Raw genomic sequence first — 20,395 nt, forward strand, 5'->3', positions numbered from 1 at the left:
AACTTTGCTCGTTGGGTTCATTTTTTCTCTCCTAAGTTCCATCCAGCGCCCCAGCAAACCCTGTCTTTCTGCTAAATTCCACAATGTACTGCTTGATTATCCTTATGCATTAACCCCTGTTATGTGTGATGTGCTGTGAATTTAGAATTGGTGCAAAGACATTCGCGGGCCATTTTGGAAAAGCCTGCCACAGAAAGGTTTCTTCTTTTTCTACCTCGTTTATGGCGCGGATTTTATCTTTTATGCTAAAGAACTCGTTGAAATCTCTGATTGCGCTCAAGGTTAAGAAGTCGTAGGTTCCAAGGTACTTTATTGCAACAATCAAATTGGGTATTTCCAGCAGTTTTGCATGAACCTCACCAATCTTGCTCTTATTTGCTACTTTTATGAGGGTATGCATCATGGCGTTGTAGCCCAGTTTGTTTAAGTCAACTGTGATTGTGGAGAGCGTTAGCAAGTTTTTTCGGAGTTTTTTGTATCGCTGGATTACGCTTGCTGTGGAGAGGTCAAGCTTTTCCCCAATTTCGCTAAATGGCGTCCGCGAGTTCACGGAAAGGATTCTTGCGATGCTTAGGTCTTTCTCGTCAATGGGTGTGTTTTCGTGTGCCTTTTCGATAAGGCTGAAGTGTTCTTCTTGTGTAGCATGGGCTGTTAGGGGGCCAATGGATAAGTTTTCAGGGTGGTCCATATGCACTGGTTCTGTCCATATCAGTGTGTCCACTGTTTTTGTTCGGTAGTCTGCCTCTATGTCGTGAAGGATTCTTGGAAGCTGGTCTATTCTTCTTAAGGCAACAAGGAGTTTTATGTTAAATTTTCCCCAAGGTCCAATGACAGCGCCTATGCTGTAGGTGGTGTTGAGTTTTTGTATGATTTCTTTTTCGTTCTTGATTGATGCGGTGATTCCAATGTCGCAGACGCATTTGTAATCAAACGCATAGGGGTTTACTTGCATGATTTCGCCATTGATTATTCCTGCGTCCTTGAGGAGGTTGTACCGTTTTCTTACGGCGGAAACTGAAATTCCGCAGTGATTGGCGATTTCGGTGAAGCTTGTGCGTGATTCTACCAGCAAGGTTTTCAGAATTTTTGCGTCGATTTCGCTAATCTTCCCCGCTGTCATTTTTCTACCCTTATTCAGTTTAGTGTCGGATATGTATTTAAAAATTCTGAACCTTTCTTGTTGGTTCAGTGCATTTTTTTCATTTTTTCGTTCTATGTGTAGAAAATTATTTAACTGCAAAAGACAATCCATGGGCAGTTCGTAAGAGAGAGGGAAAATGAATGTATATACAAAAAAATCCAAAAACTAGGTATCTTTCCAAAAAATCAAAACTGATGGCTTTTACTTTTGCCCTGCTTATGATTCTCGCTGCCCTTGTTCCCGTTGCTTTCTGTCATGACCCGCCTTTAACCTTGACAACCTATGCGTACGTGGCTGCTTCACCTAACCCCGTTGGAGTCAATCAACAAGTATTCATCGTTATGTGGATTGACAAAGTTCCCCCTACCGCAGGAGGAATCGGTGGAGACCGCTGGACAGACTACACAGTTGAAATAACTAAACCCGATGGTACAACAGAAACCTTGGGTCCGTTTTACTCGGATTCAACCTCGTCAGCATACACCCTATACACACCTGACCAAATTGGCACATACAATTTGTTCTTCAACTATCCTGGACAAACCCTATCCCTGTACAACCCAACCAACGGCATTCCAGGCTTGCCTAGCGATTCTGTCGGCGACATCTACCTTGGCAGCAGCGCAACCGCGACCCTAACAGTGCAACAAGAACAAATTCAACCCGTCGAAGACTATCCCCTTCCAACAGGCTACTGGACACGTCCCATTGATGGAGCAAATTCCCAGTGGGCATGCATAGCCTCAAACTACCTTGGTTCTCCACAAATCTACAACGGTGCCGTCCAACCTGACGGTTCAGCGCCCAACAGCGCTCACGTAATGTGGGCTAAACCACTGCAGGATGGCGGTGTCGTTGGAGGAAGCAACACTGGCGTTTTTGGCGCAACCTACTATACGGGGCTTTCATATGAAGGAAAATTCACCAACCCCATAATCATGTACGGAAGACTCTACTACCCGCTCCCCCGCAGCAATGACCCCACTGGAAATGGCTATGCATGCGTTGATTTACGCACTGGCGAAGAGATTTTCATAAAGAATGCAACTAAACCGTGGTATGGACAACTCTACTGGTACGATTCAATGAACCAGCACGGCGTAATCTCGAACGGGTACCTGTGGACCAGTGAAGGCACAACATGGTCCGCGTATGACCCATCTAACGGCAACTGGCTTTTCAACGAAACTAATGTTCCTGCAAACGTAGCAACGTCCCCACTTGTAGGCACCTTAGGCGGGAAAATCGTGTACGGTCCAGATGGCAGCATCGACATTTATCAGCTGAACGTGGCTGGAAAATGGATGGCAATGTGGAACAACACCGCGGCGTTAGAGTTGGCTGGCGAATTAGGCACAGGCACAGGTGCATATCAGTGGAGACCCGTAGGCAAAGTCGTTGATGCAAGCAACGCGTACTCCTGGAACGTCACCATACCTGAATTGCCTCCTGGCTCAAATATCTGGTACGTTATCCCCGACGACTTAGTGCTGGGCAGCACCCAAACCTTCGGCGGTATGATGGGTACCACTGGCGCAATTTGGGCTCTAAGCCTAAAGCCTGAAACAAAAGGTCAATTGTTGTGGATGACCGATTACGTGCAGCCTGCAGGTGACCTCACGCGGTCAATGGGTCCAGTAGATACAGTCAACCGCGTATTCACCATGATGGACAAAGAAACAATGCAGTGGATAGGCTTCAATCTGGACACTGGCGCACGTCTATGGGGTCCAGTTGGAGACCCCGCAGCTTGGAACTATTATGGCTCTCCAGGCTTTAGCCCCTCTGGGCAATTAGGCTACACCGCTTATGGTCGCCTTTACACAGCGGGCTACGGCGGAGTTCTCTACTGCTACGACACCAACAACGGCAACCTTCTGTGGACGTACGGTAACGGCGGCGAAGGCAACAGCACAAACAGCGGGCTCGACACCCCATACGGCAACTACCCCTTGTTTATGGGTGCAATTGCGGACGGCAAAGTCTACTGCTACACTGGTGAGCACTCGCCTAACTCGCCTTTGTACAAAGGTGTGAAGGTACGTTGCATCGATGCATACACGGGCACAGAAAAGTGGGTCATACAAAGCTGGGGCGGTGTTGGCGCCTTTGGACAAATGAACTGGCCAGTCGCAGACGGCTACCTCATATACCTCAACAACTATGACGGGCGCATCTACTGTATCGGTAAAGGTCCAAGTGCAACAACTGTTGAAGCGCCAATGAGCGGTGCTGCAGCGGGCTCGGTGATAACCATAAGAGGCACAGTTACCGACCAGTCTTCAGGCGCAACAGGAACACCCTGCATTTCAGACGCTGACATGGGCGTATGGATGGAGTACTTGTATATGCAAAAACCAATGCCAAACACTGTTACTGGAGTCCCAGTGACTTTGACCGCGGTTGGCTCTGACGGCGCAAGATACCCAATTGGCACTGCAGTAAGCGATATGGGTGGAAGCTTTGGAATCAGTTGGACTCCACCATCGGCGGGAACGTATGAAATCATTGCGAACTTTACCGGAACTGAATCCTATGGCGGCTCATATGCGACAACTTTCGTAGCAGTTGGTTCAGCAGGTGCATTGCCCGCGGTTAGTGCACCTACTTTGGCGCCTACAATGGCGTCGCCTTCGGTTGCACCAAACCCGCAAAGTGGCGTTGGCACAGAAATCTACATTGTCATCTCCGCTGTAGTTGTCATCATCGCAGTAGCTGTTGCAGCAGTCCTCCTTAGACGACGAAAATAAACAATAAACCCCAACAATCTCTCTTCCCTTTTTTTAGCGAAGAAGAAACAACAGGCACTGTCAATAGAGGGCTGAGTGGGCTTGAATGCTGATGTCATCTTCATCAGTTTTCATTCTCCTCCTAAGTTTAAAAAGCCCCAGCAAACCTCTATTGTCCCCTGTTCTAAACCAATTGGCTTAACAGGCTGTGGCATCAGTTTATAAGGTCAGCTGGTTTGAAGCTAACAAGGTACTGCGCATGCAAACCCCCAAAGCAACACTGCACCTGATAATTGTCCTATTTGCCTTAACCTGTGCCTTCTCTACGGTTCAGGGCAGTCTACCCCTTGACTTGCCTTTGCCGTCGCAGACAAACCCGCCTCCAGATTCATGGAGCACCGCCGCCCCTATGCCTACTAACCGCTGGCAATTCGGAGTAACCGTTGTCAACCAAAAAATCTACGCTGTGGGCGGCATGGCAGACTCCCCGAGTGGGCCAGTCAGGCTTAACACCACGGAAGAATTTGACCCCGCCACCAACACTTGGACAACCAAGCAGCCGATGCCCTTTCCAACTGTGCCGCTCTCAAGATTTTCCTTTGGTGTAACAAGCGTTGGCGGCAAGGTTTACGCTTTTGGCGTGGATAACTACTCGGAGCCCGTGGCGGTGGAGGTTTTGGTGTATGACCCGGTGGTGGACCAGTGGGAAAACAAAGTAGCCCTGCCCCTAGATGCTTCCGCGGAAACAATTGTTATTGCAAATGCTGTAGGCGACAAAATCTATGTTATGGGCAACAGCGACAGCGGTTTATTTAACCAAGAATATGACCCCGCCACGCAAACTTGGGCAACCAAGGCGACTCCTCAGATTAGCCCCGTCGGCTGCTCCTCATGTGTTTCTGACGGCAAAATCTACCTTTTAGGCGAAGCGCTTAACCCTGAAGCAGACACCACTTCTCTGCAAGTCTACAACCCGCAAACGGACACTTGGTCCAGTCTGGCGCCTCTTTCCTCTCTGATGTCTCTGTCCTCTGGTTCCGCTGCGGCAACCTCAGGAGTTAACGCGCTACGGCGACTTTACTTCTTTGGCACATTTAACGGCTCAACAGGTGCAGGCTTCATGTATGATCCCGCAACAGACAGTTGGTCCGCCATCTCTTCTTTGTCTGAACGCCTCGAATTCTTTAGAGTTGCAAACGTGAATGACCAACTCTTCGCTATCGGCGGCTTCCTTTCGCCTGTCATTTCAGGCTACCCCGATCACACATTTGTCTACACACCATTTGGCTACGGCAACTCCCAGACGTCGACGCCTGAACCCTTTTTTGAAATCCCATCACTGCTGCCTGTTGTAGCCATAGCCGTCGCCGTAGTTTTTGTGGTCGGTTTTGTCTTAGTGGTGGTTATGAAAAGAAAACGGTAGTGTTGGCAAATCCAGTACACAATGTTCTCTGCAAATTGTTGCTATTTCTTCTTCTTTTTCTGCTGCAACATTAGGTTTTGGGCAATCTCCAAGTCCCTGACGGTGTTGATGTTAAGCAGGACTTCGGTGTCTTGGCTTATGATGGCGCTGGTTTCGATTTTGCCTTCTTCCTGCACCCGTATCCCATTGACTATGTTCACGCCTGAAACCGCATACCAAACGCCTTTGTATTCGTCGGTGGAGGAAATCGACAGCCCCAACTCCTCCCGTTTCTCAATGGGCACAAACACCGCCAAATAATCCTTGCCACACTTCTCGTAAGCCGTGACAATTTTATCCAAAGCTTCGCCCGTCAACGCAGGTACATCTGCGGGGACAGTCAACATAGGACAGCGTAGTCCCTCTTTTGCCACAGCCTGCTTAAGGTCCTCATGGTAGCCTTTGGCGTTAGTCATGATTATCGGCCAACCTTTCCTTTGGCAGTACGCCTGCGTTTTTGTCGTGTTTGGGCTTGTGACCACGTAAAACCGCGAAACCTTTTTCGCCGAAGTTGCCGCGTTGACAACCCAATCTAGCAGCGGCTTGCCCAAAAACGGCACCAATGGCTTCTCCACCGCTAATCCCATGCGGGTGCCTTTGCCGCCAGCCATAATTAAAGCGGGAATCTTCACAGCATCAAACCTCCCCAGAACAGTCCCGAAACAAACATAAAAATCAAAGCCACCACAACCAAAACCACCGCTCTGGCTGCCTCGTTGGTTGCGCCAATCATGTCGCCGCTGACTCCGCCAAACATGCCGTTAGCCACCTTCTCCATAAATAACCCAAACAAAGCCGCCACGGCAACAACCAAAACCCCCGCTACCCCCAACAGGGCAAAGCCAATCACGAATGCAACCGCAAAACCCGCGATGTTGAGGCTGCGTTTTGCGTTGCGGATAAATCGTGCACCTAAGCCTTCGTGGGATGCTTTGCCATGCCAAACGATGGTTAACATTGCAAGTTTAGCGCCGATTTCCGCAACAATTAGAGCTCGGACTGCAAAGTTCACGTTTAGCATGAACAGCCCCAGAAACGCTGCAAACTCCACCGCAAACGCCAGCAACGCGCCTTTGTAGGTGACTATCCAGCGGTGAGCTATTTCTCTGCGTTCCTGCAGTGTCTTAACTCCGAGTGCGTTGCCTAAATCCACTAGCCCGTCAAAATGCTGAAAACCTGTCAAAATCAGCAGAACCGCTAAAGTCATTGCTGCGGGCAAAACCCCTGCCAACCAACCTACCTGTATGTGTACCAAAAAGTTCACTGCGTCAACCAGAAAAGCCACAATTATGTTGCATCCTACAAAGTATCCTGCGGCGAGCAGCCCCAAAAACCCGCCGATTAACGGGAAAAGCCACATATTTCGTGCACTTGTCGAGATGAAATCCTCAGTTTTGCCTAAGGGGATAATTGTGAGGAACGCTAGCAAATCCCTAAAAGTATTTATAGCATTCATCTTCGACATATACCCTATTCACTGCTATACAATAGGATATAGCTTTATCGTGAGGCTGCATGACACAACTCAAAGGCAAAAGAATCCTGGTGACAGGTGGCGCAGGATTCATCGGGTTCCACCTGACCAAGAAACTGCTTGAATTAGGTGCAGACGTAACCATTTACGACAACCTCAGCAGCGGCAAAATCAAAAATCTTGAGGATAACCCTCAAGCAAATTTTGTCAAAGGCGACATCCTTGACTTACAACAGCTTTTGAGCTTACCCCGATTTGACTTAATTTACCATTTGGCAGCCCAAGTTGTGGTTCCTTACAGCATGGAAAACCCCACTTCGGACTTTGAGACAAACGCCCACGGAACTGTCAACGTGCTAGAGAAAGCCCGTAAGGATAATGCACAAATGGTTTTTGCTTCCAGCGCCGCAGTTTATGGTAATCCAACCTTATTCCCGACACCTGAATCCTATGGTTTTCATCCCTTCAGCTGCTACGGTTTAAGCAAAGTTGTCGGCGAGGAATATTGTCAAATTTACACAATGCAATACGGCTTAAAAATCACGGTCGCTCGTTTTGCCAATGTCTATGGCTCACGCTGTCATGGTGTCATCAATGACTTCTTAGATAAACTTCAGAAAAACCCTGAAAAGTTGGAAATCATTGGCACTGGTCAGCAAAGTCGCGATTTTGTGCATGTTTTTGACATCGCTAACGCTTTAGTGCTCTGCGCAGATGAAGCTGCCTTTGGGAAAACCTTTAACTTGGGTTTTGGCAAAACCACCAAGATTGTTGAGCTTGCTCAGATGATGCTAAACATCCTTGGGTTAACCGACAAAACAGTGGTCACTACAACAGGGCAATCATGGCAAGGAGACGTAACCGCCATTTGGTTTGATATTTCTAAAGCCCAAACAGAGCTCGGTTGGACCCCAAAGGTCCTCCTTGTGGATCACCTGCAAAACCTTATCGCTGAGAGGAAAATGATTTGAGCAAAACATCCGCCAAAGGGCTCCTCGCACTTCTGCGGTTACCCTACTGGCTCATGACCGGCGGGCTTGCGCTGCTGACAGCGTTCGCCATAACCAAAGGCGCTTTTCCCAGCCTACAGTTGATTCCGCTGATTTTCTTCTCGATGGCATTCATAGCTTCAGCGGGGTTTGCCATAAACGACTTTTTTGACAAAGAAAGCGACGCAGTCATCAAACCCAAACGCCCCCTTCCCTCAGGTTCCTTGTCGCTTAAACAGGTGCTTGCAGTTTCCGGGGTGCTGTTCGCGGCTGGTTTGCTTTTGGCGGCTCTAATCAACTGGCTAAGCTTCGCCATTTTGTTGGCTGATTCTGCTTTGCTGATGCTTTACTCTTGGCTGGTGAAGCGCAAATCGGGTTTTGCAGCTAATCTTTTGATGGGGCTCTTAACGGGTACCGCTTTCTTGTATGGCGAAGCCACAATATCTGGCACAGTGACTTTGATTTCACTTAGTTTGTATCCGATTGCGTTTGGCACCATCGGCGGCAACGTGCTCCGCGACATCCTCAGCCTTGAAGGCGACTCAAAAGTGGGGTACCCCACATTGCCCCAGAAAATCGGCAATCCTAAATCCGCCACAGTTGCAGCAGTGTTTTTTGTGGCTTGTGGGTTGCTTGCGCCTTTGCCTTACTGTATCGGCGAGTTCTCGGTGTATTATTTGCCGCTTATCCTGATTTGGAGTGCTCTGCTGCTTTACTCGTCAGTGCGTTTGGTAACCTCGCCTGCGACGGTTGCGAATGTGCGTAAATACGAGCGGTTAATTACCATGTCCATGATTCTTCTCCCGTTATCTCTCATACTTGAAGCTCTTTCCACGACAATTGGAGGCCTACTGTAACATGTCTAAGACCAAAAGTATCTGTCCTGAATGCCAAAAACAAATCGAAGCTGAACTAACCGTTAAAGACGGCAGAATACACATAACCAAAACCTGCCCCCAGCACGGAACCTTCACGGCTACGCACTGGCAAAGTCCAAAAGTTTACAACTTCACCGAAGAATACGACTACTTTAAGAACTTTGAAGAATCTCATGTTGCTAAAAAAGCTGTTGGCTGCCCTTATACCTGCGCTACCTGCGAGAACCATGTTTCTGACACCGTAATCGGCGTCATTGACGTGACCAAAGAGTGCGACCTTCGATGCGCTATCTGCTTCTCCACCTTCTCTGATCACATTGTTGATTACGAGCCAACAAAACAGGAACTCTTTGACATCTTGACCTTTCTGAGTAAACGTAATCCAAAGCCGCCCGCAATTCTGTTTTCAGGCGGTGAACCCCTTGAACGCAGAGACATGCACGAAATCATCGCCAAAGCCCACGAGCTTAAGTTCATGACGATTCTGGCTACCAACGGGATTCACATCGCTGAAGAGCCTGAACGTGCTGAGCAGCTGAAAAAAAGCGGTCTGAACATTGTTTACTTGCAGTTTGACAGCTTCAGTAACGAATTTTACCAGAAAGTGCGTGGACGAGAACTGCTGGAGCTTAAGTACAAAGCCATTGAGGTTTGCCGCAAACTGGACATGGAGGTCATTTTGGTTTGCACGTTGATGACTGGCTTTAACGACAATGATGTTGGCAACATCATAAAGTTCGCTGCCAAAAACAGCGACATTGTTCGCGGCGTCATTTTCCAGCCTATCGCCTTCACTGGGCGCGCAACAGACAACCCGTTTCAAGATGCATGGCGCGACTGGCGTTTCGCTGAGCAGGTCGAGTCACAAACGGACGGCGAAATCAAAACCGCCGATCTGTTTCCGATGGGCGTGATGAGTTCCCCCATAAAAATCATGCGCAAATTCATGAAGAAGCCTTGGCCGCTTTTCTCCTGCAGTCCACACTGCGGCATCGTGAACTGGATTTACGTTTCCAAAAAGGGTAAAATGATACCCATCAACCACTTCGTGAACTTTGACAAGTTCTTTGGGCAAATTTTGAAAACTGCCCAGCACGTGGAGAACAAAAGTAAGACGGCTTTGCTTTCGTCGCTGTTTATGGCTGCGATGCTGTCGTTGGACATGTTTTTGGTGACCAAGGAAGTGGGGCTTTTTACGCTGATGAAGGCGATTTTGAAGATGCATATTTCGCCCAGTTACCAGTCGCTTGGGCCAATTCGGCGGCGGATTTTCCTGTTAGGTTGCATGGCGTTTATGGATCCTTACACGTTTGACGTAAACCGTGTGCAACGCTGTGTGGTGCATTATGTCACCCCAAGTTTGAAGGTTATTCCGTTTTGCGCCTACAACAACATCCACCGAATTGACACTGAGGAAACCTACTCACAAAAGCAACAATAGCTGATGTGCATTTTTTTCTTCTTTTGTTTCCTTCAAATGTGTTGTCGGTGTTTGTTGGGTTTGAGCGCAGGATTTTGTGCATTATTTCATGTGTTGATTTGTCTATCTTATTTGTGTCCAAAGAATTGTTTGTTTCATGCAAAGTTGATGGTTGAACTGCAGGAAACACTTATATCTTCTGCCTATACCTTGCCTCCACTTGTTCCTTGGGGAGAAAGGATACATGAAAAACACACCTGAAGCCAAACCAAAAACCACCGTCAGACAGCGGCATCTGGGAGACCGTGGACTGATTGTTCTACTTGCGGTGCTCTCTGCCTTTGTTCCGCTCTCCACTGACCTTTACCTCCCCGCTCTTCCAAACATGGGTGACTTCTTTAATGTCTCAGGTGACCTCACCAACCTTACTCTCATTTTGTTTTTTCTTTTCTTTGCTTTAGGCATCCTTTTCTGGGGTCCTCTGAGCGACAAATACGGGCGTCGTCCCATCCTCCTTTTGGGCTTATCAATTTATATCGTGGCCAGTGTTTCTTGTGCCCTCTCCGCCAACATCACCCAGCTTATCATTTCCCGTATTTTGCAAGCATCAGGCGGCAGCGCGGCAACTGCAGTTGCAACCGCCATGGTTAAGGATGTTTATTCAGGGCGAAAACGGGAAGCCGTTCTCTCCCTTGTTCAGTCTATGGTCGTCATATCCCCCGCGGTTGCCCCCGTTTTAGGCGCGTTCATGCTTCCCTACACTTCGTGGCAGGGGTTATTCTGGGCACTAGCCCTCATCGGCGTCGCCTCCTTAGCTGGCTGTCTCATGATGGAAGAAACAATTTTGCAGCGACACACTGGAACGGTTCTGGGGTCAATGCGTCGGCTTGGAACCGTGCTGAAAAACCCCAGCTTTCTTGTGCTTCTGATTATTTTCTCGCTTGTAAGCACTGCTACGCTTGCCTTTATTTCCAGCTCTTCCTACATTTACCAGCGTGGCTTTGGGCTTTCAGCACAGTGGTACAGCTTCTACTTTGCTATAAACGCCGTGGGCTTAATCATGGGGCCGATGCTTTACCTTTGGCTCTCAAAATCCTTCAGCCGTAAACGAATCGTTATGCTTTGTTTTGTTTCTATGATTGCTGGTGGCGCATTAGTTTGCCTCGTGGGCAACTTTGGACCACTTGTTTTCACATTTGCACTTTTACCTGCGTCTATGATGGCAAGCTGTGCCCGGCCACCCGGTGTATGTTACATGCTTGAGCAGCAAAAAGAATACACAGGAGCCGCATCAGCCCTCATTAACAGCTTTAGTCTCTTATTTGCCAGCGGCGGCATGATTCTGGCTTCAATGGATGAAACTAATTTATCTCTCATCGGGGCGATTAACATGGGGGTTGGGTTTGTTTGCTTTTTAAGTTGGGTCTGGGTGAGTAGACGTAACTTGATTAAGCCCGAATAATTGTTTGTGGCTTATAACTGTGGCGCATCAGCCAGTATGCCGCTCGTATTCTTGTATTTAAAAAGTTTTTTTAGTTCCTCTGTTCATATGTATGCTGTCTCAATTGAGAAGGCGAAACACCGTGAGTTGGGACTACGGTTTCTTCCTCCCCACAAGCAAAATCTTTCGAAGCCAATCTGTAAGTGCTGAGCGTGAATTGCCAATGGAGACCGCCAAAGAGGCCCCTATTGTTTCTTGTTTTGCTTGCGGCGAACCACTTGGCGTCGTTTCCCGCTCGGTTTACGTGGTCGACGAGAAATCTTACTGCGTCAAATGTTATCAACAAATCCTACTCAGTGTGAGAACCGCGAGAGTTGGAATCAAAAGCTCTAATGCGCAAAATCTTCTGGTTGTTTAAGAGCCTCGCAGGTTTTGTTTCTTAGGTTGGTATGTTGGTTTCTGTGCTGACCAGTCCGTTGTCCATAAATGAGAGTAACCAAGCTGAAACTCCAAGGCAAACGGCAGAAACCAAAAACGTGATGTAAAATCCTCCGTAGAATGAAACAAACCCCGAAATAACTGAGCCTGCCATTGTTGCCACTCCTGCAAGGGCGCTGTACACGCCAAGAGCCGAGCCGTTGCGTCGGGGGCTGAGCGTGTTAAACACCATGGTGTTTGATGCAGTGTAGTAAACTGAGTAAGCTATGCCTGAAGCCAGCGGGTAGAAAATCAGCACGGGCAGCAGAAACCACAACCCCGTAAGGAAATAGGCAAACACACCCATCACCCCATAACTAACAGCCCTCAGCACCAACCCTCCGATGGCGCTTTTAACTGGCGATTTACGTTCAATGTAGGGTCCAGCATAACGAAATGAAGCTATCTGAACCACCATACCCAGCAAGATAACGGCGAAAATCATCAAGCTGGAAATTCCCGCGGCGTCCAAGGCTGGAATTAGCGACGTGTTAAAGATTCCTGCTGACAAAAAGAACCCAAAAATGGCAAAGTAAAGCAAGGGTGTGTGCCGCGTCAGTTCACTGTGCAAGCTTTTGAATACGCGTTTGAAATCGTTTCGGCTGGGGACCTTTAGGAATAGATACGGGGAGCGGCGCAGCCTGTAAAAGAAGCTCTGCTTATTCATGACGATGGCTTGCCGCTCAAAAACCACTTCTGGCTCCCGAATCAAGTAGGCAGCCATGCCCGCCGATATCAGGGAGAAGACAGCTAAGGGAATCATCAAGTACCTCAGCGGAAAAAAAGAAGACCCAACCATGCCCAAAACCAAACCCAACGTTTGCCCCACACTGGAAAACATCGAAAACCGCGCGAACGCCGATGCCCATTTTGTTTTCTTCTCCGTTTCCATGACCAGCAAGTTCAGCGGGGTTGTTGCCGCAGTGGTTACAAACGAAAACAAAGCGTAAAGTAGCGAAACGCCGTAGCTTGTTTGCACAAACATGAACAGCGTCAGAATCAGTGCTGCACTAAGAAAACTTGCAATGATTATCATTCGCCGTTTTTGGAAACGGTCAGTTATCCGTCCCCAGAACAGGGATGCGGGGATGCTGACTGCGTTAAACATGGTGAGTGCTAATCCTACTTCAAGCACGGTTCCGTTGAGGTTCAAAATCAGCAGCGGAACCAAAGTGGCTACGGGACCTAAAGCAATGTTGTAAGGAAGAACTGCGCTTACCCAACCTGACCCGCCTGTTGGCCCAAAAAACCGATGCCTGTTCTTGGTGACTGCAGCTGTTTTCTGGGCGGTGCCTGCTGACTCCCTGCTGGCCGCTGCATTTTGGTTTTTAACCATGGGTAGGTGTGTCCTCCGCTGGGCAAGGCGCCAAGACAGGCATCAAGCTGGCCTCAAGATTAGCTGAGACAAACCTGACCCCCATATAAGATTTATCGCCCAAAGAGGACACAAAAATGTGGCTTCCCCGCCTTCTCGGAATGGCGTTTCTGTGAAAATCAAGTTTTGAAATCGGTTAGGCTGCGGAGTTTTCGGCGGTAACCTGCACGTTTAATACACAAACTTTTTCCGAAAACTCAAACACACCCGTTTCCTTATTAGGAATCCACAACTCAAACGCAACCAAATAGTCTCCTGGCTGGTTTAGGCTCACAGTTGCGATTTCGCTGGTTGCCTCGCCATTTTGCAGGGCTTTGGTGGTTAACGTTTGGGTCACGTTGGCGTCCATGGGAAAGGTGGGGTTTGCGTTTTGGGCAACCTTCACCAAGACCTGCGTCTCGTTTAGGGGTTCGCCCAGATGGTTTTCTACGTTAACGTAAACGCTAAAGGTGCTGCTCACGTTGGCAACCAAAACCTCAGGGTAATCAACAGCTTTTTTGTTGCTGTCCAGCAGGTTCAACGTTATGTACTCGTCAGGTTCAGGTTGAAGCAAAACAACATACGTGACAAGTAAAACCGAAGCTAAAAGAAGGGCAATTGCCACTGCCACAGTGAAAGCGTTTTTGTTGTCTTGGATGTTAAAGTTGCGGCTTAGTTTTTGCATTGTGCTCGGGGCTCTATTCTCTTAGACCCTTAAGGATGGTGGTTAAAATTTCTATTCCCGAATTGAACGGCTTAAGCTTTGTTTTGCCGTAGCGGCGGTGCTTGTAGTTTGAGGGAACTTCCACCACTTTGAAGCCTTTACGCGAGAACTTGATGAGCATCTCCGTGGCAAAAGGCATGTCCGTCTCTTTGAACTCAACTTTTTCCAGCGCCGAATGCGAAATGGCTCGGAAGCCTGATTGGGTGTCGCTGAAGTTTTGTTTGTAGAGCATGTTGAAGCAGAACGTGATGAGTTTGTTGCCGACAAAGTTGAAGAGTCCCATGGCTTTATTGGGGTCATACATACGCGTCGCCAAACACATTTCTGCGTCGGTGTCCAGCATTCTTTGCACGAGGCGGTTGACGTGTTTGAATTCGTAGGTGCCGTCGCCGTCAACCATTACGATTACGTCGCCTTTGGCGGCTTTCATGCCGACCCGCAGCGCCAATCCGTAGCCTCGACGGGGCTCAATGATGAGCCGCGCGTTTGAATCTTTAACAATTTCTATGGTTCCGTCGGTGGAGTTGCCGTCAACAACAATAATCTCTTTGGGGAATGCCAATTCTTTGTCAAGAATATCCAACGCCTCACGGATGTTTCCAGCCTCGTTAAGAGTCGGAATGACAACTGAAACCATATCAACTTTCGATGTCATGGGAAACGCAATTCCTCACACGTGGGAGTTTTATATAATTTCCACAGGGTTTAAATAATTTCCTCATAAACCTTCATCAGCTTCTCCACATTAACATCCCAACTGTACTTTTCCGTCATGATTTGACGCAATTTGCCCTGAAGTGCTGCCTGATTCTTGTCGGCAAACTCCAAAAGCGCCTGCGCCACCGCTTTTGGCTGGTTGGGCGGCACAACCCTGCAAAAACCTTGAATCACGATTTCTTTGATTCCGCCCACGTCCGTTGCCACCAACGGCAACCCGCATGCCATGGCTTCAAGCGCAACCAAAGGCAACCCCTCCCCTGACTTGCTGGGCAACACAAAAAAGTCCGCCGCATTGTAGTACCGCGGCAAATCCTCGTCGGAAACAAAGCCTGCCAACACAAAGTTCTTCTCAATACCCATCTGCTCCACCTTAGCTTTCACATCCAGAAAGTCAGGACCTTTGCCTATGACTAAGTAAACCAGTTGAGGATTCTCCTTGACCGTGATTTTGGCGCTGTCCAGCAGGGTGTCAATGCCGTTTTTGTAAACCAGTCGACGGACGGTTGCGGCGACTATGGCTTCTTTGGGGATGCCCAGTTTGTGGCGCACCGCTTCCCCCTCGTGGGCGGCGGGTTTGAAGCGTTCCAAGTCAACGCCGTTATAAATCACCTGCACCTTCTCAGGGTCCACACCAAGCCGCAAGACATAGTTTTTGGTGGCGTTACTGATGACAATGACTTTCTTTGCCTCCTTAAGCGTCTGTTTCCCCACGGCTAAATCGTTGATTTTCTCCACATAATCCCATATTCCGTTGTATTCGATGAATGTGTTGTGCTGGGTGAGCAGGAAGGGTTTGTTGTAGCGTTTTGCAAGTTTCGCCGCCGCAAGCGAAGATAGGTAGGGGTGGCCGTGGGCGTGGATGAGGCTGCTGGTTTTGGCTGCTTCCAAAAAGGGTTTGTAGCTGTTTATGTTGGGGATGGGGTAGGGGATGCCAAGCCTAAACCCGATGTTGAGGGCGTCGTAGCATTGGACTTGGATGCCGTCGTAGCAGTATTGGTTGGGGGTGAAGTTTTTGTGGGTAAGCACCTTCAGGTTAATTTGCTTCTTGAGGAGGCGCTTGCTTTGCTCGTAGACCACCCTTTCGATGCCGCCGACATGCGGCAGGAACGTGTGGGTGACGATGCACAGGTTCATGGGTTCCATGATGTCCGCAGATAGCCCTCAACAAATGAACTATTAGAACCTTATGGTACACCCCAAAACCGCAAAAACTGCCACTAAACTTGTTCGAGGTAGACCCCTCTATAGGTTCTGCATACAATTGCTAATAGCATCCAAATAGGTTTGAGATTAAACAGAGCTTGACCCGTTGTTAAACAGGTTCTTTATTCTTGAACTCTCTTCATGCATTTCTTTTGAATCAAGTCCATATTCTACAAGCACGCTATAACGGGCCCCTGAGGCTCCAGTTGCATAATGTGCAGCCCACATTGGCATTTCCGCTTGTTTGGAAAAGAATGCTTCCATTTGGTCATCTTCGAGGCGGGCAATCTTTTCGATTTCAAAGGGGTCGCCCATTGATTCTATAAACGTGATTAAATCCCCGTCTAATTCCAATTCCGCATCTGCCCTCTGAACGAAATCCTTAGGCAAACCGAAAGTGTCAAAGCACAATTTGGTTTTGCTTAACCAAATGGGTGGTTCAACAAAAAACGTTACTTTATGTATTCGAGTATTGGTTTCGTTTTTTTTGTTTGTAGTATCGTTCACAACACAATACTCCTATCAATCTATAAATGCTATATTGCAAAGTGGGGTCCTTTTACATTTAAATTTTTATCGTTTTGAATTTTAGAGTGCTGCTTAGACCCAACGATGCTTGAGTAGTCCGACCGTGCTGTTTTGCGGGAAACCTTAATACCGTTCGAGTTGGATGAGCTATCCACGCTGAAGTTTCAGCAGGAACATGCAACGTTGGACATTATTGTTGGAGGCGGAAAATATGGTTGCCACGCCGTGGAATTGCTCAAGACCCAAAACAAAAGCTTCATTGTAGTGGATCCTGACCCAAACTGTCAAGCCGTCAAACGCTTCAACCTAAAAACCCCCACTGACCCAAGCGCCAAGGGGAAGCACTTTGTTGTGGGTGACCTTCCCAAAGCAATCGAACTCATCGACGCCCTCAAACCCGACTACGTCTTCCCCACTGCCCCCGTGCATATCGCGGCGGATATGGCGAAAATCAAGTTTTCCCTTGCCCCCTGGGTGGACGCCATAAATACCATTTTGCCCCGGCTGCCCGCCTCCGTTGTGTTGCTGGCTGGCAAAGGCAAACTCATCGTCAGCTTTAACCGCGACCACGAATGCCAAGAACTCTGCTCCATGCCCGAAACCTGCCCCACCTCCAAAATAACCAAACCCTGCACCATGACGCGGCTGATGCGTTACGCCAGCCCCGAAGCCTTCATCCTGATAAGCCACTCCATGGCTCCAGGTATGGGCGCGCTTAAGGGCACGGAGCTTTTGAAGTTTTTCCGCTGGGCAGAAACCAAACCCCAATTCATCGTGGGTACGGCTTGCGATTGCCACGGCGTCTTTTCGGCATTCAAAAAAGTCTAAAGAGTTTGGGAAAGAGGAGCGCCGCTATTTGAGGGAGCGGACGGCTTGGGTGTACATGTTTGAGGAGACGCCTGCAATGAGTCCGCCGATGGCGTCATTGCTTATTGGACCCAGTTTTTTCAGAATTCCCGGTTTTGCTTGGTCAAACCGCGTGAACTCAAACAGCCCCCGTGCACCTGCGATGTAGCCTGCAACTGCCATGCCGATGAGTTCGTCGGCTACTAGCCCTGGGCGCCCCAGAAACACTTCTTGTGTTAAACCTGGGATTTTCCCTGCCTCTGCAGCTTCCTGCGCCAAGTAGGCTGCTGTTATCAGTGTGGCTATGTTGGGGTCTGTTAATGCGTCAAGAAACTCTCTGGTTAATGTTTGGGTGGCTTTCTCTTTGGTTTCCACCCCTGGATGAGGAACATAAAACTCCAGTGCAGTATCGAGGAGGTCTTGAAGGGTTACGCCTTTTTCTTCCAGATACGTCAACATCGGCAGCTTGATTTCCGATTTCATTCTAATCACCCCAACAGACACAGAGCTTTTTCTTAAGCATTGCGTGCTGGCTGGAAGATTTCACCTTTTTGCAAGGGCAAAGTTGTTTGTTTTGTGTTTTTGGGAAAGTTTATATTCGCTATGGCGGTTGGATAATCCATCTTACGTTAAAAGAGTGTTTGAAAAAATGGTGAATACACGTTTAGCCGCAATCGTTGCAATTGTTATAATCGCGGTTGCTTCAATCGGCGTCTTCATGTACTATCAAGGATCCACAGGCAACGAGCCTACGCCCAGCAGTTCGCCTTCTCCCACATTTACTCCATCCCCCACCCCAACGGTTACAAGTACTCCAACAAGCACCCCTACCCCGACAGCGAATAGTCCGTCTCCCACCTCCTCACCGACAACCTCACCTTCCAACAGTCCCACCTCAACTGTAACTCCTTCTCCAACAGCCACCGCAACGGCTTCGCCCTCTCCTTCTGCTTCTCCTTCCCCCACAGCTACCCCTACGCCTTCACCGACTCCATCCCCTACACCTGTGTTTCCAGTGTCTGTAACTGACGACGAAGGTAACACCATTACCTTAAACCAGTACCCTCAACGGATTGTTTCGTTGGCTCCCGCTAACACGCAAATGATTTTCGCTGTTGGCGCAGGCAACGCTGTCGTGGGTGTCACAGACTACTGCAACTATCCCTACAACTTCTCCGCTTGGATAGCGGCAGGGAACATGTCCAGCATAGGCAACTATTACCAACCCGCAATCGAGCCCATCGTGGAATTGAACCCTGACTTGATTGTGGCAAGTTTAGGAAGTATTGACGCTGCTGACCAACTTCGAAGTTTAGGCTACAACGTTTTAACCCTAAACCCTGCAGACCTTGACGAAATTATGCAGGATATGCTCAAGTTAGGTCAAGCGACAGGACACGACACTGACGCCCAAAACGAAGTTGCAACCATGCAGCAAAGAATAGATGTTGTCGTTAACGGAGTGAAAACTGCAACTACCCGACCTCTGGTGTACCATGAAATCTGGAGCGACCCCTACATGAGCGTTGGCAGCACATCCTTTGTCACCGACATGATAAACATGGCTGGCGGACAAAACATCTTTGAAAACGCAACCGAAGCATACCCCGTTGTCAGCTCCGAAGCCATAATCGAAGAGAACCCCGACATCATGGTTTTCCCCACACAGATGGGTGTGGAAAGTTTCTGGGGCAACTACTCAACTGTAGCTGCTAGAGCTGGCTGGGGCTCAATAACTGCTGTTGTCAACAACAAAATGTACACTGTAAGCGGCGACATCATCGACGAGCCTGGACCCCGACAAGTCGAATCGCTGGAGCTTCTCGCAAAGATAATTCACCCCGAGATATTCGGCGAATACCACGATACATCATAAATACCACCTCTTTTTTTATTTGTAAGGCTGGAGCAACCATCCCTTGGACACTAACAAAAAACAAAATGCACCTATTCGCAAGTCACGCTGGAAAGCATATTTCCTCTTGCTTATACTAGTTTTTCTGGGAACCATCTTCTTGTCCCTAAACATGGGTTTCTCCCAGATTCCCCCTCTGGACACTCTTCAGATTCTTTTAAAAAACATCCCGTTCATCGGCGACTCCATAACTCTCACGCCCTTCCAAGCTGCCAAAGAACCCATAATAATGCTGGTACGCTTACCACGCATCGTCTGCGGAGCTCTGGTCGGCGCCGCACTGGCAACTTCAGGCATGATATTTCAAGGGCTGTTCCGAAACCCCATGGCTGACCCCTACACCACCAGCGCATCCTCTGGTGCTTCTCTGGGCGCAGCCTTAGCCATAGTGTTTAGCATCTCCATCTTCGGGCTTGGAACCATACCCATCTTTGCCTTTATAGGCTGCATGGTGTCCGTGCTTGTGGTTTACTCCATTTCTCGAGTCGGCTCCCGAGTCCCAATAACCACCCTGCTGCTGTCAGGTATCGCAGTAAGCATCTTTGAGTTAGCTATTGTGACGTACCTGCAAACCATCGCAGGCGACAAACTGGGGCCTTTGACTTTCTGGTTAATCGGCAGCTTAAGCTCCACCCGAACCACTTGGACAGGCGTTTCAACCATCTTGCCCTTTGTCCTGTTTGGTGTTATTGTCACTTTCCTCTATTCACGGGACCTCAACCTGCTCACTTTGGGCGAAGACCAAGCCCAACACTTAGGAATGAACATTGAACGAACCAAACTGATACTCATGTTGATTGGTGCCCTGCTGGCGGGTGCAGCGGTTTCCATAAGCGGCTTAATCGGCTTCATAGGCTTAATGGTGCCCCACCTTGCAAGGTTACTGGTTGGACCCGACCACAAAGTCCTGCTTCCCGCCTCCATATTCACAGGTGCCATATTCCTCGTCCTCTGCGACGGCTTAACGCGGTTCCTGACCTCCCCCACCTCCCCCAGCGAAGTGCCCGTGGGCGTCATCACCGCAGTGACAGGCGTGGTTTTCTTCCTGTTCCTCCTACGAAGAAAGAAAAGGATCGATGCACTTTGAGGCGTAA

Annotated in this window: 18 protein-coding genes; 9 read left to right on the forward strand and 9 right to left on the reverse strand. The window is 48.7% G+C overall.

What is annotated here, in order from left to right; translation table 11 throughout:
• Nucleotides 1-109: 109 nt before the first annotated feature.
• Nucleotides 110-1,120 (reverse strand): Lrp/AsnC family transcriptional regulator, encoded by a 1,011-nt coding sequence (locus ACBZ72_01300; GenBank protein ID XES77525.1) that lies wholly within the window; start codon nucleotides 1,118-1,120, stop codon nucleotides 110-112.
• Nucleotides 1,121-1,335: 215 nt separating this feature from the next.
• Between ACBZ72_01300 and ACBZ72_01305 the strand changes: the two genes are divergently transcribed.
• Both ACBZ72_01305 and ACBZ72_01310 read left to right on the forward strand, forming a co-directional pair.
• The gene (locus tag ACBZ72_01305) at nucleotides 1,336-3,891 is read left to right on the forward strand and encodes a PQQ-binding-like beta-propeller repeat protein (GenBank protein ID XES77526.1); all 2,556 of its coding nucleotides are present in this window, start codon (nucleotides 1,336-1,338) and stop codon (nucleotides 3,889-3,891) included.
• Between the two features lie 187 nt (nucleotides 3,892-4,078).
• Nucleotides 4,079-5,293, forward strand: a complete 1,215-nt coding sequence (locus tag ACBZ72_01310; protein ID XES77527.1) for a Kelch repeat-containing protein — start codon at nucleotides 4,079-4,081, stop codon at nucleotides 5,291-5,293.
• A 41-nt stretch (nucleotides 5,294-5,334) separates the two neighbouring features.
• Here ACBZ72_01310 and ACBZ72_01315 read toward each other — a convergent pair whose 3' ends face one another.
• Nucleotides 5,335-5,964 carry an NTP transferase domain-containing protein gene (locus ACBZ72_01315; protein ID XES77528.1) on the reverse strand — a complete coding sequence of 210 codons (630 nt, stop codon included), beginning with the start codon at nucleotides 5,962-5,964 and terminating at the stop codon, nucleotides 5,335-5,337.
• Entirely contained in the window at nucleotides 5,961-6,797 is an 837-nt protein-coding gene (locus ACBZ72_01320; GenBank protein XES77529.1) for an adenosylcobinamide-GDP ribazoletransferase, read from the reverse strand. Before ACBZ72_01320 ends, ACBZ72_01315 begins: the two co-directional genes overlap by 4 nt.
• Nucleotides 6,798-6,847: 50 nt before the next feature.
• Between ACBZ72_01320 and ACBZ72_01325 the strand changes: the two genes are divergently transcribed.
• The 4 genes from ACBZ72_01325 to ACBZ72_01340 all read left to right on the forward strand — a co-directional run bounded on the left by ACBZ72_01325 (nucleotide 6,848) and on the right by ACBZ72_01340 (nucleotide 11,555).
• Nucleotides 6,848-7,777: an NAD-dependent epimerase/dehydratase family protein gene (locus tag ACBZ72_01325; protein XES77530.1), complete on the forward strand. Its 930-nt coding sequence runs from the start codon at nucleotides 6,848-6,850 to the stop codon at nucleotides 7,775-7,777.
• Nucleotides 7,774-8,652: a UbiA family prenyltransferase gene (locus tag ACBZ72_01330; protein ID XES77531.1), complete on the forward strand. Its 879-nt coding sequence runs from the start codon at nucleotides 7,774-7,776 to the stop codon at nucleotides 8,650-8,652. Before ACBZ72_01325 ends, ACBZ72_01330 begins: the two co-directional genes overlap by 4 nt.
• Before the next feature lies 1 nt (nucleotide 8,653).
• Nucleotides 8,654-10,114 carry a tetraether lipid synthase Tes gene (gene tes, locus ACBZ72_01335; GenBank protein ID XES77532.1) on the forward strand — a complete coding sequence of 487 codons (1,461 nt, stop codon included), beginning with the start codon at nucleotides 8,654-8,656 and terminating at the stop codon, nucleotides 10,112-10,114.
• Nucleotides 10,115-10,337: 223 nt separating this feature from the next.
• Complete coding sequence (locus ACBZ72_01340) at nucleotides 10,338-11,555, forward strand: multidrug effflux MFS transporter (protein XES77533.1); 1,218 nt, start codon at nucleotides 10,338-10,340, stop codon at nucleotides 11,553-11,555.
• Between the two features lie 418 nt (nucleotides 11,556-11,973).
• On the opposite strand, the gene ACBZ72_01345 is transcribed toward ACBZ72_01340, so the two are convergent.
• The 5 genes from ACBZ72_01345 to ACBZ72_01365 form a co-directional block, all read right to left on the reverse strand.
• Nucleotides 11,974-13,347 (reverse strand): MFS transporter, encoded by a 1,374-nt coding sequence (locus ACBZ72_01345; GenBank protein XES77534.1) that lies wholly within the window; start codon nucleotides 13,345-13,347, stop codon nucleotides 11,974-11,976.
• 175 nt (nucleotides 13,348-13,522) lie between these two features.
• A complete protein-coding gene (locus ACBZ72_01350; GenBank protein ID XES77535.1) occupies nucleotides 13,523-14,050 on the reverse strand; it encodes a DUF1616 domain-containing protein in 528 nt (175 codons plus the stop codon).
• A 13-nt stretch (nucleotides 14,051-14,063) separates the two neighbouring features.
• On the reverse strand, nucleotides 14,064-14,744 hold the full coding sequence (locus tag ACBZ72_01355; GenBank protein XES77536.1) for a glycosyltransferase family 2 protein: 681 nt from the start codon (nucleotides 14,742-14,744) through the stop codon (nucleotides 14,064-14,066).
• A 50-nt stretch (nucleotides 14,745-14,794) separates the two neighbouring features.
• Complete coding sequence (locus ACBZ72_01360; protein ID XES77537.1) at nucleotides 14,795-15,952, reverse strand: glycosyltransferase family 4 protein; 1,158 nt, start codon at nucleotides 15,950-15,952, stop codon at nucleotides 14,795-14,797.
• Between the two features lie 147 nt (nucleotides 15,953-16,099).
• Entirely contained in the window at nucleotides 16,100-16,519 is a 420-nt protein-coding gene (locus ACBZ72_01365) for a hypothetical protein (protein ID XES77538.1), read from the reverse strand.
• 132 nt (nucleotides 16,520-16,651) lie between these two features.
• Between ACBZ72_01365 and ACBZ72_01370 the strand changes: the two genes are divergently transcribed.
• Complete coding sequence (locus ACBZ72_01370; protein XES77539.1) at nucleotides 16,652-17,368, forward strand: hypothetical protein; 717 nt, start codon at nucleotides 16,652-16,654, stop codon at nucleotides 17,366-17,368.
• Nucleotides 17,369-17,392: 24 nt separating this feature from the next.
• Here the strand turns inward: ACBZ72_01370 and ACBZ72_01375 are convergent, their stop codons facing one another.
• On the reverse strand, nucleotides 17,393-17,869 hold the full coding sequence (locus ACBZ72_01375) for a phosphatidylglycerophosphatase A (protein XES77540.1): 477 nt from the start codon (nucleotides 17,867-17,869) through the stop codon (nucleotides 17,393-17,395).
• 166 nt (nucleotides 17,870-18,035) lie between these two features.
• Between ACBZ72_01375 and ACBZ72_01380 the strand changes: the two genes are divergently transcribed.
• Together ACBZ72_01380 and ACBZ72_01385 are read left to right on the forward strand one after the other, a co-directional pair.
• Nucleotides 18,036-19,262, forward strand: coding sequence for an ABC transporter substrate-binding protein (locus ACBZ72_01380; protein XES77541.1), 1,227 nt, complete (start codon nucleotides 18,036-18,038; stop codon nucleotides 19,260-19,262).
• A gap of 43 nt (nucleotides 19,263-19,305) precedes the next feature.
• Entirely contained in the window at nucleotides 19,306-20,388 is a 1,083-nt protein-coding gene (locus ACBZ72_01385) for a FecCD family ABC transporter permease (GenBank protein XES77542.1), read from the forward strand.
• Nucleotides 20,389-20,395: the final 7 nt, after the last annotated feature.

The sequence above is a fragment of the Candidatus Bathyarchaeia archaeon genome, assembly GCA_041447175.1.
In the GTDB taxonomy this organism is placed as follows: domain Archaea; phylum Thermoproteota; class Bathyarchaeia; order Bathyarchaeales; family Bathycorpusculaceae; genus JADGNF01.

Bases quoted from the DNA above. Each gene is read 5' to 3' on its own strand.
- ACBZ72_01300 (XES77525.1), bottom strand. From the start codon at position 1,120: ATGACAGCGGGGAAGATTAGCGAAATCGACGCAAAAATTCTGAAAACC.
- ACBZ72_01305 (XES77526.1), top strand. From the start codon at position 1,336: ATGGCTTTTACTTTTGCCCTGCTTATGATTCTCGCTGCCCTTGTTCCC.
- ACBZ72_01320 (XES77529.1), bottom strand. From the start codon at position 6,797: ATGTCGAAGATGAATGCTATAAATACTTTTAGGGATTTGCTAGCGTTC.
- ACBZ72_01325 (XES77530.1), top strand. From the start codon at position 6,848: ATGACACAACTCAAAGGCAAAAGAATCCTGGTGACAGGTGGCGCAGGA.
- tes (XES77532.1), top strand. From the start codon at position 8,654: ATGTCTAAGACCAAAAGTATCTGTCCTGAATGCCAAAAACAAATCGAA.
- ACBZ72_01340 (XES77533.1), top strand. From the start codon at position 10,338: ATGAAAAACACACCTGAAGCCAAACCAAAAACCACCGTCAGACAGCGG.
- ACBZ72_01345 (XES77534.1), bottom strand. From the start codon at position 13,347: ATGGTTAAAAACCAAAATGCAGCGGCCAGCAGGGAGTCAGCAGGCACC.
- ACBZ72_01350 (XES77535.1), bottom strand. From the start codon at position 14,050: ATGCAAAAACTAAGCCGCAACTTTAACATCCAAGACAACAAAAACGCT.
- ACBZ72_01355 (XES77536.1), bottom strand. From the start codon at position 14,744: ATGACATCGAAAGTTGATATGGTTTCAGTTGTCATTCCGACTCTTAAC.
- ACBZ72_01360 (XES77537.1), bottom strand. From the start codon at position 15,952: ATGGAACCCATGAACCTGTGCATCGTCACCCACACGTTCCTGCCGCAT.
- ACBZ72_01375 (XES77540.1), bottom strand. From the start codon at position 17,869: ATGAAATCGGAAATCAAGCTGCCGATGTTGACGTATCTGGAAGAAAAA.
- ACBZ72_01380 (XES77541.1), top strand. From the start codon at position 18,036: ATGGTGAATACACGTTTAGCCGCAATCGTTGCAATTGTTATAATCGCG.